General features: G+C 72.3%; 13 protein-coding genes and 3 tRNA genes. 13 read left to right on the forward strand and 3 right to left on the reverse strand.

The features are described from left to right. Window positions 1-59: 59 nt before the first annotated feature. The 6 genes from gltX (at window position 60) to ACSTA4_RS04780 (ending at window position 3,625) form a co-directional block, all read left to right on the forward strand. Window positions 60-1,505: a glutamate--tRNA ligase gene (gltX, locus tag ACSTA4_RS04755; RefSeq protein WP_444962547.1), complete on the forward strand. Its 1,446-nt coding sequence runs from the start codon at window positions 60-62 to the stop codon at window positions 1,503-1,505. Window positions 1,506-1,640: 135 nt separating this feature from the next. Next, window positions 1,641-1,712, forward strand: a tRNA-Gln gene (locus tag ACSTA4_RS04760). 51 nt (window positions 1,713-1,763) lie between these two features. Next, a tRNA-Glu gene (locus ACSTA4_RS04765) sits at window positions 1,764-1,836 on the forward strand. A 109-nt stretch (window positions 1,837-1,945) separates the two neighbouring features. Further along, window positions 1,946-2,021 (forward strand) — tRNA-Glu (locus ACSTA4_RS04770). A 231-nt stretch (window positions 2,022-2,252) separates the two neighbouring features. After that, complete coding sequence (locus ACSTA4_RS04775) at window positions 2,253-2,516, forward strand: hypothetical protein (RefSeq protein ID WP_013151239.1); 264 nt, start codon at window positions 2,253-2,255, stop codon at window positions 2,514-2,516. 191 nt (window positions 2,517-2,707) lie between these two features. Beyond that, complete coding sequence (locus ACSTA4_RS04780; RefSeq protein ID WP_444962548.1) at window positions 2,708-3,625, forward strand: helix-turn-helix transcriptional regulator; 918 nt, start codon at window positions 2,708-2,710, stop codon at window positions 3,623-3,625. A gap of 146 nt (window positions 3,626-3,771) precedes the next feature. Here the strand turns inward: ACSTA4_RS04780 and ACSTA4_RS04785 are convergent, their stop codons facing one another. Beyond that, the gene (locus ACSTA4_RS04785; protein ID WP_019608647.1) at window positions 3,772-4,458 is read right to left on the reverse strand and encodes an IclR family transcriptional regulator; all 687 of its coding nucleotides are present in this window, start codon (window positions 4,456-4,458) and stop codon (window positions 3,772-3,774) included. A 153-nt stretch (window positions 4,459-4,611) separates the two neighbouring features. Here ACSTA4_RS04785 and leuC point away from each other — a divergent pair, with 153 nt between their 5' ends. From leuC to ACSTA4_RS04800, 3 genes are all read left to right on the forward strand, one after another. Then, a complete protein-coding gene (gene leuC / locus ACSTA4_RS04790) occupies window positions 4,612-6,018 on the forward strand; it encodes a 3-isopropylmalate dehydratase large subunit (RefSeq protein ID WP_248773606.1) in 1,407 nt (468 codons plus the stop codon). A gap of 25 nt (window positions 6,019-6,043) precedes the next feature. Next, the gene (leuD, locus tag ACSTA4_RS04795) at window positions 6,044-6,640 is read left to right on the forward strand and encodes a 3-isopropylmalate dehydratase small subunit (RefSeq protein WP_212641423.1); all 597 of its coding nucleotides are present in this window, start codon (window positions 6,044-6,046) and stop codon (window positions 6,638-6,640) included. Between the two features lie 349 nt (window positions 6,641-6,989). Continuing rightward, window positions 6,990-7,271: an HU family DNA-binding protein gene (locus ACSTA4_RS04800; protein ID WP_013151244.1), complete on the forward strand. Its 282-nt coding sequence runs from the start codon at window positions 6,990-6,992 to the stop codon at window positions 7,269-7,271. Between the two features lie 266 nt (window positions 7,272-7,537). Here the strand turns inward: ACSTA4_RS04800 and cofC are convergent, their stop codons facing one another. Continuing rightward, window positions 7,538-8,230 carry a 2-phospho-L-lactate guanylyltransferase gene (gene cofC / locus ACSTA4_RS04805; protein ID WP_444962549.1) on the reverse strand — a complete coding sequence of 231 codons (693 nt, stop codon included), beginning with the start codon at window positions 8,228-8,230 and terminating at the stop codon, window positions 7,538-7,540. Between the two features lie 168 nt (window positions 8,231-8,398). On the opposite strand from cofC, the gene ACSTA4_RS04810 reads away from it, so the two are divergent. The 4 genes from ACSTA4_RS04810 to ACSTA4_RS04825 are packed head-to-tail and all read left to right on the forward strand — an operon-like array spanning window position 8,399 to window position 12,733. Further along, the gene (locus tag ACSTA4_RS04810; RefSeq protein ID WP_444962550.1) at window positions 8,399-9,244 is read left to right on the forward strand and encodes a lysophospholipid acyltransferase family protein; all 846 of its coding nucleotides are present in this window, start codon (window positions 8,399-8,401) and stop codon (window positions 9,242-9,244) included. 8 nt (window positions 9,245-9,252) lie between these two features. Continuing rightward, window positions 9,253-10,308 carry an NAD(P)H-dependent glycerol-3-phosphate dehydrogenase gene (locus ACSTA4_RS04815; RefSeq protein ID WP_444962551.1) on the forward strand — a complete coding sequence of 352 codons (1,056 nt, stop codon included), beginning with the start codon at window positions 9,253-9,255 and terminating at the stop codon, window positions 10,306-10,308. Window positions 10,309-10,319: 11 nt separating this feature from the next. Next, entirely contained in the window at window positions 10,320-11,549 is a 1,230-nt protein-coding gene (locus tag ACSTA4_RS04820; protein ID WP_444962552.1) for a trans-sulfuration enzyme family protein, read from the forward strand. A 59-nt stretch (window positions 11,550-11,608) separates the two neighbouring features. Further along, window positions 11,609-12,733, forward strand: a complete 1,125-nt coding sequence (locus ACSTA4_RS04825; protein WP_212641418.1) for a D-alanine--D-alanine ligase family protein — start codon at window positions 11,609-11,611, stop codon at window positions 12,731-12,733. 261 nt (window positions 12,734-12,994) lie between these two features. On the opposite strand, the gene ACSTA4_RS04830 is transcribed toward ACSTA4_RS04825, so the two are convergent. Then, entirely contained in the window at window positions 12,995-13,831 is an 837-nt protein-coding gene (locus tag ACSTA4_RS04830) for an EI24 domain-containing protein (RefSeq protein ID WP_444962553.1), read from the reverse strand. Between the last annotated feature and the right edge of the window lie 29 nt (window positions 13,832-13,860).

Genomic DNA, 13,860 nt, shown 5'->3' on the forward strand with positions numbered 1-13,860 from the left:
GCGCGGCGGGGACCAGCGGGTTTCCCCGGGCCCCTGCCCGGCGCGGATACCCTGGGCGCGTGACTGAGACTTCGATTCGTACCCGCTTCGCCCCGTCCCCCACGGGCATGTTCCACGTCGGCGGCGCGCGCTCCGCGCTGTTCAACTGGGCGCTGGCACAGCAGCGGCCCGAGGGCCGCATGGTGCTGCGCGTCGAGGACACCGACGCCGCCCGCAACCGCCCGGAGTGGACCGAGGGCATCATCCGCGCGCTGGCCTGGCTCGGCATCGGCGAGGACGACCCGCACTTCGAGGGCCCCTACTTCCAGTCGGAGTACGCGGACAAGCACCGCGAGACCGCGCAGGAGCTGTACAAGAACGGCCGTGCCTACTACTGCGACTGCACCCGCGAGGAGGTGCAGGAGCGGCGCGACAACCCCAACCTGGGCTACGACGGCTTCTGCCGCGACCGGAACCTGGCGCCCGGCCCGGGCCGGGCCCTGCGCTTCCGCGTGCCCGAGGGCGGCCCCACCGTCGTGGACGACCGGATCCGCGGCCGTGTGGAGTTCGAGCACTCCGCCATCGAGGACTTCGTGATCGCCCGCGCCGACGGCTCGCCCCTGTTCGTGCTGGCCAACGTCGTCGACGACGTCGAGATGCGCATCACCCACGTCGTCCGCGGCGAGGAGCACCTGTCCAACACCCCCAAGCAGCAGCTCCTGTGGGAGGCGCTGGGGCTGACCCCGCCGGTGTGGGCGCACCTGCCGGTCATCGTCAACGAGCAGCGCAAGAAGCTCTCCAAGCGCCGCGACAAGGTCGCCCTGGAGTCCTACCAGGAGGAGGGCTACCTGCCGGAGGCGATGGTCAACTACCTCATGCTGCTGGGCTGGGCGCCGGGCGACGACCGCGAGATCATGCCCTGGTCGCAGATGCAGCCGCTGTTCCGGGTGGAGGACGTCAACAGCTCCAGCGCCTTCTTCGACGAGAAGAAGCTGCGCGCCTTCAACGGCGAGTACATCCGCGAGCTCTCCGCCGAGGAGTTCGTCGAGCGCTGCCAGCCGTGGCTGACCGGCGACGCGGCCCCGTGGGACCCGGCCGACTACGACCCGGCGGTCTTCGCCGCCGTCGCCCCGCTCGCGCAGAGCCGCGTGGCGGTGCTCAGCGAGATCGTGCCGAACGTGGACTTCCTCTTCCTGCGCGAGCCCGTGGAGGACGAGAAGAGCTGGGCCAAGGCCATGAAGCCGGGCGTGGGGCGGGAGATGCTCCAGGCCGCCCTGGCGCGCTTCGCCGACCCGGAGCTGCCGTGGGCCGCCGAGGACCTCAAGGCCGCCACCGAGGAGGTCGGCGCCTCGCTGGGCCTGAAGCTGGGCAAGGCGCAGGCCCCCGTGCGCGTCGCGGTCACCGGCCGCACCGTCGGCCTGCCGCTGTTCGAGTCGCTGGAACTGCTCGGCCGCGAGCGCGTCCAGGAGCGGCTGACCGCGGCCCTGGCGAAGCTGGACGCACAGGACGGCCCCGCCGGGTCCTGAGGCGGACGGGGGTGGTCGGAGCCACAGCCCGGCCGCCCCGATTCCGGTTCGCGACCACTCCGAATGTCCGCTAGAGTTGTCCACGTCGCCGAGGGGGACGGGAAAGCGAAAGCGGACCGGGTCCTCCCAGAGCACTGGGGTATGGTGTAATCGGCAGCACGACTGATTCTGGTTCAGTTAGTCTAGGTTCGAGTCCTGGTACCCCAGCGCAGGTCAGCGTTGAGTCGCTGATCGCGCGGGTCGCAGACCCGAAAGCGCGCCCCCGTCGTCTAGTGGCCTAGGACGCCGCCCTCTCAAGGCGGTAACGGCGGTTCGAATCCGCTCGGGGGTACACAGAGGGAGAAGCTCTCACCAGGTGGGGGCTTTCTTTCTGGCCGGTGCATGCCACCGGTGTCCGGTTGGGGCGGGTATCGTAGTAGAGGTCCGCCCGGACCAGTCCGGCCCCCGTCGTCTAGTGGCCTAGGACGCCGCCCTCTCAAGGCGGTAACGGCGGTTCGAATCCGCTCGGGGGTACCAGCAGGTGAGGCTCCATCCACCAGGATGGGGCCTTTCGTGTTCTCCGGCCCCGCGAGCCCTCCGGAGCCGCGCCGGCCCGTCCCGGGCCGCGGAAGGCGGGTCCGCGGTGCCGCGACGCCCCTGGGATACTGGGCGGGCGCGGTTCCCCGGCCCCCAACCCCTGTCGGAGCGTATGAAGAGCCACCCCCTCCCCCCAGCCGTCCGGACCGGACCGGCGCCCCCGGGCGCGCCGTGACCGGCCGTGAGCTCGGTCCGGGCAACCACCAGGACAAGGAGCTGCGCGAGGTCCTCAAGGACCTGTGCGAACAGGGGTGGGTGCTGAGGCAGGAGGGACACTGGGGGCGTCTGTACTGCGACTGCGGCTGCACCCGCATCCAGGTCCCCGGGACGCCGCGCAACTCCGGTCGGGCCGCGCGCCGCATCCGGCAGGAGGCGCGGCGCTGCCCGATGCCCCCGGACGACCCCCGGCGGGGCGCGGGCGGACCCCGCGAGTGAGGCCTGTCCGTCCGGTCGCGGGCGGTTCGGGTGAACCCCGGCCGTGGTGGGGTCCGGCCGTTCCGGGTATCCTCGTGTTGACGTTTGCCAACGGATGGGCGGCGCCCGGCGGGTTCGGGGAAGCCGCGGCCGTTGACCGCGGCCGGTAGACCGGCGCACACCGGAGGACGCTCCGGAGGAAGGCGAGGCCGATGGCCGAGTACGAGTTCGTCTTCGTCGTGGATGGGTTCGACCTGGACGACCACGACACCGTCCAGGCCCTCAGTGAGAGCTTCGACGCCCTCGTCTCCTCCTGGCACGGATCCCTCCGCCTGTCCGTGGCCGCGCTCGGTCCGGACGCGGTCACGGCGGCCAGGTCGCTGGTGGAGCGCGTCCACGTGACCGTGCCCGGCGTGCGGATCGTCCGCCTCGACCGGGAGCTGGTCGGGGTCTCCGACATCGCCGAGATCACCGGCCGGAGCAGGCAGAACGTCGACCAGTGGGTCCGTGGGCAGCGCCACGACGGTGTCCCCTTCCCCGCGCCCGAGGCGGCCGTGGGCCGCTCCCTGGTGTGGCTGTGGTCCGAGGTCAACGCGTGGCTGCGCGGGATCGGCCTGGACGACGGTCAGCTGCGACCCACGCGGACCGAGATGTCCGAGATCGACTGGCTGCTCCAGACCTCGCGCAAGGTCGAGCTCGCCCTGGTCCGCCACGCCAACAGCCCCGACGCGCGCCGGGTGGCCAAGCTGCTGGCCGCGCACGCCCGCACCACGCGCGAGTTCATCCACTACCTGGTGAAGAACCCGCGGGTGCGCGACGCCCGCGGCCGCTACACGGTGCTGGTCTGCTCGCCCCGGGACGAGGCGGTGGACGTCTTCCGCAGGCTGGAGGCGTTCGAGCACCCGGTCGTGCTCGCCACGGTGACCAACCGCATCCACGCCCTGGTCATGGTCGACGGGGAGGGCGAACGCGGTGACGCGACCGAGCTGGTGCCCGGGATGACCGTGCGCGACTGGCTGGGGATGATCGCCCTGTCGCCCGAGAGCGAGTTCACCGTGGCGTCGGAGGGCGCGTCCACCAAGACCGCGCCCATCACCGCGCGGTCGCCGATGGACCTCGTCGGCGCCTGAGCACGGGACCGGTCCCCGGCGGCGGGCCGCCGCGGAAGAGCCCCCCTCGCCCCCGCTCCCGGGCGGAGGACCGTCACCGGGCGCTTCACCCCGACACCCGCCCGGCGGACCGTCTCCCCGACGGCCCGACAGGCGGTGCCGCCCGGCTAGTGCGCGCCCTCGTAGCTGTGCAGGGACTCGCTGATCTTCTCCGCCGCCGACAGGACCGCCTGGGAGTGGATGCGGCCGGGGGAGCGGGTCAGGCGCTCTATGGGGCCCGACACCGACACGGCGGCGATCACGCGCCCGCCGGGACCCGACACCGGCGCGGACACCGACGCCACGCCCTGCTCGCGCTCGGCCACGCTCTGGGCCCAGCGGCGGCGGCGCACCTGGGCCAGGCTGGCCGCCGTGAACCGCGCCCCCAGCAGGGAGCGGCGGATCCGGTCGGAGTCCTCCCAGGCCAGCAGCACCTGGGCGGCCGAGCCGGCGTTCATGGGCAACTCGCTGCCGACCGGGACCGTGTCGCGCAGTCCGCTGCTGCGCTCGGAGGCGGCCACGCACACCCGCAGGTCGCCCTGGCGGCGGTAGAGCTGCGCGCTCTCCCCGGTCAGGTCGCGCAGCTGCACCAGGACGGGGGAGGCCACGGCCAGCAGCCGGTCCTCGCCGGTCGCTATCGACAGCTCACCCAGGCGCGGGCCCAGCACGAAGCGCCCCTGGCTGTCGCGGGTGACCATGCGGTGGCGCTCCAGCGCCACCGCCAGCCGGTGGGCCGTCGGCCGGGCCAGACCGGTGATCTGTACCAACTGGGCCAGGGACGCCGGTCCCGACTCCAGGGCGTCGAGGACGGACATGGTCTTGTCCAGGACACCGACGCCGCTGGATGAGCTAGAGTTGTCCATGGCTTGATATTGCCGTCTCGAAATATGGAATGCAAGTCAGGCCGCAGTCCGCGCAGGGCTCCACACGAGACGCGCCCGAGACGATTACGAGAGAGGCGATCGCCCATGGCACGCACGATGGCCGAGAAGGTCTGGGAGGAGCACGTCGTCCGACGTGCCGACGGCGAGCCGGACCTGCTCTACATCGACCTCCACCTCGTCCACGAGGTGACCAGCCCGCAGGCCTTCGAGGGTCTGCGCCTGGCGGGCCGGTCCGTGCGCCGCCCGGACCTGACCATCGCCACCGAGGACCACAACGTCCCCACCCAGGACCTGCTGGCCCCCATCGCCGACCCGGTCTCCCGCAAGCAGGTCGAGACGCTGCGCAAGAACTGCTCCGACTTCGGCGTGCGGCTGCACCCGATGGGCGACATCGAGCAGGGCGTGGTGCACGTGGTCGGCCCCCAGTTGGGCCTGACCCAGCCGGGCATGACCATCGTCTGCGGCGACAGCCACACCAGCACCCACGGCGCGTTCGGCGCCCTGGCGTTCGGTATCGGCACCAGCCAGGTCGAGCACGTCCTGGCCACCCAGACCCTGCCGATGGCACCCTTCAAGACGATGGCCGTCACCGTGAACGGCACGCTGCGTCCGGGGGTGTCCGCCAAGGACGTCATCCTCGCGGTCATCGCCAAGATCGGCACCGGCGGCGGCCAGGGCTACGTCATCGAGTACCGGGGCGAGGCCATCGAGGCCCTGTCCATGGAAGCCCGCATGACCGTGTGCAACATGTCCATCGAGGCGGGCGCCCGCGCCGGGATGATCGCCCCGGACCAGACCACGTTCGACTACATCCGCGGCCGGGCGCACGCGCCGCGGGACGAGGACTTCGACGCCGCGGTCGAGCACTGGAAGAGCCTGCGCACCGACGAGGGCGCGGTCTTCGACGCCGAGGTCGTGCTGGACGCCGACGAGCTCAGCCCGTTCGTCACCTGGGGCACCAACCCCGGCCAGGGCGTGCCGCTGGACGCCTCCGTGCCCGACCCCGCCTCGTTCGAGGACCCCTCCGCCCGCGCCGCCGCCGAGAAGGCCCTGGCCTACATGGACCTCGCGGCCGGAACGCCCATGCGCGAGGTGAGGGTGGACACCGTCTTCCTGGGCTCGTGCACCAACGGCCGCATCGAGGACCTGCGCTCCGCCGCCGAGATCATCCGCGGCCGCAGGGTGGCCGAGGGCGTGCGCATGCTCGTCGTCCCCGGCTCCATGCGGGTCAAGGAGCAGGCCAACGAGGAGGGCCTGGGCCGGGTCTTCGAGGAGGCCGGCGCCGAGTGGCGCGAGGCGGGCTGCTCGATGTGCCTGGGCATGAACCCCGACCAGCTCAAGCCCGGCGAGCGCAGCGCCTCCACCTCCAACCGCAACTTCGAGGGCCGCCAGGGCCGCGGCGGACGCACCCACCTGGTGTCGCCGCAGGTCGCCGCCGCCACCGCGGTGCGCGGCACCCTGTCCTCGCCCGCCGACCTGGCCGCCCTCTAGCGCGCCCCGTTAGGAGAGACCTCTCATGGAGAAGTTCGACGTCCACACCGGTCGGGCCGTGCCGCTGCGCGCGAGCAACGTCGACACCGACCAGATCATCCCGGCCGTCTACCTCAAGCGGGTCAGCCGGACCGGCTTCGAGGACGGCCTGTTCGCCGAGTGGCGCAAGTCCGACCCCGACTTCGTCCTCAACCGCCCCGAGTACCAGGGTGCGTCCGTGCTGGTGGCCGGGCCGGACTTCGGTACGGGCTCCTCGCGCGAGCACGCCGTGTGGGCGCTCCAGGACTACGGCTTCAAGACCGTGCTGTCCTCGCGCTTCGCCGACATCTTCCGCGGCAACTCGCTCAAGGGCGGCCTGCTGACGGTCCTGCTGGCCCAGGAGGTCATCGACCGCGTCTGGGCGGCCGTCGAGGCCGACCCCGCCACCGAGGTGACCGTGGACCTGGTCGAGCGCGAGGTGCGGGTTCCGGCCGCGGACGTGCGGGAGTCCTTCGAGCTGGACGACTACACCCGCTGGCGGCTCCTGGAGGGCCTGGACGACATCGCGCTGACCCTGCGCCACACGGACGAGATCGGGGAGTTCGAGGGCACCCGCAAGCCCTGGCTGCCGGTGACCCTCTAGACACTGATCGGCTTCTGGGCCGGGGATCCGTGGCCTGTGTGACGCAGGACACCCCCGGTCCAGAAATATTTTACCTTTACATGCTGTGAGCGCCTGCTTACGGGTCTTCCGTCCTTAAGCTCAGCGTGTCTCGTGCCCGGAATCCGGTTATACGTAGGCATTTGAGGCTCGCAGAAGGGGTCAAAAGGGACTGAAGTCAGGGGCGGCTCCGGTCTGGACCGGAGCCCCCCGGAAGCTGCCCCGCAGGTGGGGATGGCCCCGACACGCCCTGCCCGTAGGCGTTTGTATTTGTGTAAGGGCCTCTGCTTCCCCTAATTTCGTGCGAGCAAGGGGGAACCGGAGGAACCTTATGAACAAGCGTGACCTGATCGACGCGATCTCCGATCGGCTCGGAGACAAGAAGACCGCGACCGAAGCGGTCAACGCTGTGCTTGACACCATTCAGGCCACCGTGGCGTCGGGCGACAAGGTCGCCATCACCGGCTTCGGCGTTTTCGAGAAGTCCGAGCGCGCGGCCCGTACGGCCCGCAACCCCGCCACCGGCGCCACCATCAACGTCCCCGCGAGCTTCGTGCCGAAGTTCCGCGCTGGCGCTGACTTCAAGGCTCTGGTCAACGGCGACAAGAAGTAACCCGCCACCGCACGGCGACGGGTCCGTCCGCCCGGGTCCCCTTCGAGGGGGCCCGGGCGGAACGTGTTTGTGGCCCCGTGAGGCTCATGGGACGCAGGGGGAGCCGAGAGGGTGCCGGGGTTCATGTGGCTCAGGAGAAGCCCCAGGAGGGTGCTTGAGGGCCTTGTGGGGTTCATGGGGCGCACGCGCGGCGCACGAGGTCCCTGCGGCGCACGAGGGACGGGGAAGGCCGCACCGGGAAGGCCGCACCGGGGTCTCAGGAGGGCTCAGGGCGCGCTCTGCGGACTCAGGCCGCCTCCCACGAGCGCCCACAGCCCGCGCGTCCTGGGGCCCACGCCCAGCGCCACCGCGGCGCGCAGGTCCTCGAACGTGTCCACGTCGCGCCGCACCGACGCCACGTCCGGCACCACCAGCTCCCTGGCGCCCCCGGCCAGGTGGCGGGCCCGCGAGGGCCCCTCGAAGGCCGGGGTGAACGGGTGCCCGGGCGCGGCGGCGAGCAGCGTCGTGCCCACGCCGGGAGCGTCCGGCAGGAAGGAGCGGCCGTGCCCGGCCGCCGCGGCCAGGACCCGCTCCAACTCCTCGGGGCGCAGCGCGGGCAGGTCGGCGGACAGGGCGCACACCCCGAGCCCGGGCAGGCGCCGCCGCGCGACGGCGGCCCCGTGCTCCAGCGCCGGGTTCAGCCCCGTGCCGGGCTCGCCGCCCACCACCACCGCGCCCGACCGGGCCAGTTCGGCGCCCGCGCGCGCGTCCTCGGTCACCACGAACACCGCCGCCACCCCGGGGCAGGCCCGCGCCGCGGCCACCGTGTCGCAGGCGATGGCCAGCGCCAGGTCCTCGCGGCGCCCCTTCGCGGCCGGGGCCAGCCGCGTCTTGGCGCGGCCGAGGCGCTTCACCGGGACGACCAGGGACCAGCGCGCCCCGGGGCACGGCGCCCCGCCCTGTTCTCCACAGCCGGTCACGGTCCCTCCGGAACGTCGGTACGGCACGACAGTGACGAGGGTAGGCGTTCGGGGAGGAGCCGTCGGCTGCGCCGCCCGCGACGGGTCGCGTCCGCCGAACACGCCCTACACTGAATCGGTTGTGCTGTGCGGCCTCGACGGGCCCGGAGTGATGGAGTGAGGAGTCCCGTGGCCAAGCAACGAGAATCCCGGTGGGTGAAAGCGGTCGTCTCCCGGATCGTCCGGTTCGTCCTGTGGTTCGTGACCAAGCCGGACTGGAAGGGCACCGAGCACGTCCCGGACAAGGGCGGCGCGATCATCGCCCTCAACCACCTGTCCCTGGCGGACCCGCTCACGGTCGCCCACTTCCTCTACATCGGTGCCCGGCGCTGGCCGACCTTCACCATGAAGGAGGGGGTCATGCGCATCCCCGTGGTGAGCGCGGTGGCCAGGAGCACCGGCCAGATCCCGGTCAAGCGCGGCAGCACCGACGCCGTCAAGGCGCTCCACGAGGCCGAGCTGGCGCTCACCCGGGACGAGGCCTCGGTGATCTTCTACCCCGAGGGCACCTGCACCCGGGACCCGAACCTGTGGCCGATGGCCGCCAAGACCGGCGTGGCGCGCCTGGCCCTCACCACGGGCGTGCCCGTGGTCCCGGTGGCGCACTGGGGCGAACAGCACATCATGCCCTACGGCACCAAGAAGGTCAGGCTGTTCCCGCGCAAGCGCGTGGAGTTCCTGGCCGGACCGCCCGTGGACCTGTCCCGGTTCCGGGACCAGCCGCTGACCGGGACGGTCCTGCGGGAGGCCACCGAGGCGATCATGGCCGACATCACCGCCCTCCAGGCGCGGATCCGCGGAGAGGAGCCGCCCGCGGTCCCCTACGACCCCAGGAGGACGCGGGCCGCGGCCGCCGGTAGCGAGGAGCGGCCCTCCGTGGACGGCGGCACGCCCGCCGCGGCGGACAGCACGGCGCCGGCCGACGACCAGGCCGGGGCGAAGAGCGACAACAGCGGGAACAGCGCGGGGGCATGAGGGAGCCGATGGGTACCGACGACGTGAGGATCGCCGTTCTCGGCGCGGGGTCGTGGGGCACCGTGTTCGCGAACATCATCGCGGACGCGGCCGACCTGGCCGGGCAACGCCGCCCGGACGGCCCCGCCGCCGAGGTCGTCCTGTGGGGGCGGCGCTCCTCGGTGGTCGACGCGATCAACGAGACCTCGCAGAACCCCGACTACTTCCCCGGGATCGCCCTCAACCCGCGCCTGCGCGCCACCGCCGACGCCCCCAAGGCGCTGGCGGAGGCCGACGTGGTGGTGCTGGCGGTGCCGTCGCAGACGCTGCGGGCCAACCTCGTGGACTGGCGCCCCCACCTGCGCGAGGACGCGGTGGTCGTCAGCCTCATGAAGGGTGTGGAACTGGGCACCCGCATGCGGGTGAGCCAGATCATCGCCGAGGTCCTGGAGTACTCCGAGGAGCGCATCGCGGTCGTGTCGGGCCCCAACCTGGCACGCGAGATCGCCGAGCGCCAGCCCGCCACCGCGGTGGTCGCCTGCCCGCACGAGCCGACGGCCGTGCGGCTCCAGAGCCTGTTCAAGTCGGCCTACTTCCGCCCCTACACCAGCACCGACCTGGTCGGGGTGGAGATCGGCGGCGCGATGAAGAACGTGATCGGCCTGGCCGTCGGCGTGGCCGAGGGCATGGGCTTCGGGGACAACACCAAGGCGTCCCTCATCACCCGCGGCCTGGCCGAGACCACCCGCCTGGCCGTGGCCCTGGGCGCGGACGAGCACACCCTGTCCGGCCTGGCCGGAATGGGCGACCTGGTCGCGACATGCTCGTCGCCGCTGTCGCGAAACCGGACCTTCGGTGAGAAACTGGGCGCTGGCAAAACCCTCGAACAGGTCGTCGCGGAGACCAGGCAGACGGCCGAGGGGGTCAAGTCCTCCGAATCCGTCCTGGAACTCGGATGGGCCCACGGGGTCGACATGCCGATCACCGAGGCCGTCGTCAAGATGATGCACCACGACCTGAGCCCGGCCGAGGCGCTGGCCGCCTTCATGGCGCGCAGCGCCAAGCCCGAGCGCTACGGGGTCTGAGAGCGAGCACGATGTCACACACACCAGGGTCCGCGGCGGGAGCCGGGGCCGAGGGCGAGTACACGCGGGCGGTCTCCCTCCCGCAGGCGCCGGTTCCCGCCGAGCGCCCGATGCGCATGCCCGTCCACCGGGCCACCACCTACGCGTTCGACACCTCCCAGGAGTACGCGGACGTGCTGGCGGGCACCCGACAGGGCTACTCCTACGCGCGCATCGACAGTCCCACCGTGGACGCGTTCGCCGACGCGGTCGCGGCCCTGGAGGGCGCCGGGGTGCCGGGCCCGGTGCGCGGACAGGCCTTCTCCTCGGGCATGGGCGCGCTCAGCACGGTGTTCATGGCGCTGACCGAGGCCGGATCCCACGTGGTGGCCTCGCAGTCCATCTACGGCAACACCCACTCGCTGCTGGACCGACTGCTGCGCCGGTTCGGCGTGCGCACCGACTTCGTGGACATCACCGACCCCGACGCCGTGCGCGCCGCCGTGGGACCCGACACCCGGATGGTGTTCACCGAGACGCTGTCCAACCCCACCATGACCGTCTCCGACCTGCCCGAGCTGGCACGGATCTCCCACGAGTCCGGCGCCGTCCTGGTGGTGGACTCCACCTTCGCCTCCCCGGCCGTGTGCCGTCCCCTGGAGCACGGCGCCGACGTGGTCGTGCACTCGGCCACCAAGTACATCGGAGGCCACAGCGACACCACCGGCGGCGTGGCCGTGGCCTCCCCCGACCTGATCGCGCGCATCCGCTCCGCGCGCGTGGACCTGGGCCCCTGCCTGGCCCCCGACGAGGCCTACCTGCTGCACCGCGGGCTGGAGACGCTGCCGCTGCGGGTGCAGCGCCAGTGCGAGAGCGCGGCGGCCCTCGCCGCGGCACTGGAGGGTCACCCTCTGGTGGAGCGGGTCGACCACCCCTCGCTGGCCTCCCACCCCCAGTCGGCGCTCGCCGACAAGCTGTTCGACCAGGGCCGCTACGGCGCGGTCGTGACCGTGCACCCGCGCGGCGGACGCGAGGCCGGGATGGCCTTCGCCGACCGGCTGCGCGTGGCCACCATCGCCGCCTCGCTGGGCGGCACGCACACGCTCGCCGGACACGTCGCCTCCACGTCGCACCGCAGCATGAGCGAGCCGGAACTGGCCGCCGCGGGCATCTCACCGGGGGCGGTACGGTTCTCCGTCGGCCTGGAGGACCCCCGTGACCTCGTCGAGGACGCCCTGTCGGCCCTCGGCGGGGACAGCTGACACACCGCGGGGTTCCACCCGCTCCGGTTCCAACCAACGGCGAGATAGGGTCAGGCAGCATGTCGTCCGAACAGCGCAAGATTCGGGTGGCCGTCGTCTTCGGCGGGCGTAGCTCCGAACACGAGATCTCCTGCGTCACCGCGGGCAGCGTGCTGTCCGTCGTCGACCACGACCGCTACGAGATCGTGCCGGTCGGTATCACCCGCACGGGCAACTGGGTGCTGACCTCGGGCGACCCCGAGAGTCTGCGCATCGACGCGGGCACCAGCGCGCTGCCGTCGGTGTCCGAGGACGGCGTCGACCTCGCGCTGCCCTTCGACTCGGCGGGCCAGCTGATGGTCGTGGACCCGGTCAAGGGCCCCGAGCGCCTGGCCGGGGTGGACGTGGTGCTGCCGCTGCTGCACGGCCCCTTCGGCGAGGACGGCACCATCCAGGGGCTGTTCGAGATGATGGGCGTGCGCTACGCCGGGGCCGGGGTGTTCTCCAGCTCCGCCTCCATGGACAAGGTCTTCATGAAGGCCATGCTGCGCGGCAACGGCATCCCCACCAGCGACTTCGTGGCCATCACCGACCGCCAGTGGCGCACCGAGCGCAAGAGGGTGCTGGACGACGTGGCCGAGTTGGGCGCCACCGTGTTCGTCAAGCCCGCCCGCGCGGGCAGCAGCGTGGGCATCAGCAAGGTGGAGGACTCCTCCGACGCCGACGCGGTGGCCGCCGCGGTCGAGGCCGCCCGCGAGCACGACCCCAAGGTGCTGGTGGAGGCCCAGGTCGTGGGCCGCGAGGTGGAGTGCGGCGTGCTGGAGTCCGAGGACGGCGGCACGCCCGACGTGTCCGTCCCGGCCGAGGTGCACGTCGCCGACGGCTTCGACTTCTACGACTTCGAGGCCAAGTACCTGTCCACGAGCAGCCTGACCATCCCGGCCGAGCTCCCGGAGGAGGCCACGGCGCGCCTGCGCGCGCTGGCCGCCGAGGTGTTCGAGGCGATGGGGTGCGAGGGCCTGGCCCGCGTGGACTTCTTCTACACCGAGGACGGCGACATCCTCGTCAACGAGCTCAACACCATGCCCGGCTTCACCCCGGCATCGGCCTTCCCGCAGATGTGGGCCGCCACCGGCGTGGACTACGCGGCCCTGGTGGAGCGGATGATCTCCACGGCGCTGCGCCGCGCCCCCGGCCTGCGGTAGAGGGGCCCTCCGCGCGGGCGAAGGCCCGGGCCGGGATCTCCACAGGCGGGCGACCGGGCGGTTGCCCGCCTTCCGCGTTCGCGAGGATACTGGTACACGGGGGTGGGCCCGCCCGGGTAGACGGGCCCACGGAGGTCCCTTCGCGAGCCTACGCCCACCGCGACCGAGCCACCGGCCCTTCCCGCCAGCCTGTGGACGACCCCGGCTCCGGCTGGCGGAACGCTGATCGCCGCCGGTGGCGCCGGGAGGGTTCGGTTCCGGTCAGCCCTGACCGTGTCCGCCGGGGAGCGGTCCGTCCGGAGCGCCCGGCCCCGGCAGGGGTCCGGCGGGGTCCGGCCGGGTCGGCGCGGCGGGCACCAGCTCGCGGGTGAGGAGCACCGCGCCCGCGGTGGCGGCGGGGAAGACCACGACCGCCAGGAACGGGATCGCCAGCAGGAAGTACGTCGGCACCGCGTAGCCCAGCACCCGCGCCCGCCGCGTGCCCATGTACCGGCGCCGCTCGCGGATGGTCGTTAGCCCCCGCCGGTCGAACGCGCTCGCCAGCAGTTCGACCGCCAGCAGCCACCCGCCCAGCACGGCGGCCAGCACCGAACCGACCACCGGTCCCACCACCGGGATGAAACCGATCGCGAACACGAGCACCGTCACCAGCAGGGACACCGCCACGACCGCCAGCGACTGCCGGACGGCCCGCCACATCGACGCCATCAGCGGCTCGTCGAGCTCGCCGGGGTCGTTGCCCAGCTCCTTCTCGACCAGTTCGGTGACCTTGTCGTAGATCGGCCCGCCCAGGGTCAGCGTGACCGTCGTGAACGCGACCACCATCAGCAGGAGCGACCCGGCCAGGACCGCCACGGACACGGCGCCGCGCAGCAGTCCCTGCCACAGGGGGTCCCAGCCGTCGGCGAAGGGCGTCGCCCAGTCGGCCAGGTCGGTCAGATTCACCACCAGGAGCACGAACAACGCCAGGAACACCAGTGACGTGATCAGGGCGGGAAGGGCGCCGAGCAGGAACAGGCGCGGTTTACGCAACAGCAGGGTGAAGCCGCGCAGGAGGGCGCCGACGCCACCGAGGAACTCACGAACAGGATTGGCCACGGGGGAACCCTAGAGGAGACCGCTCCCGC

The organism is Nocardiopsis sp. M1B1 (assembly GCF_052466615.1).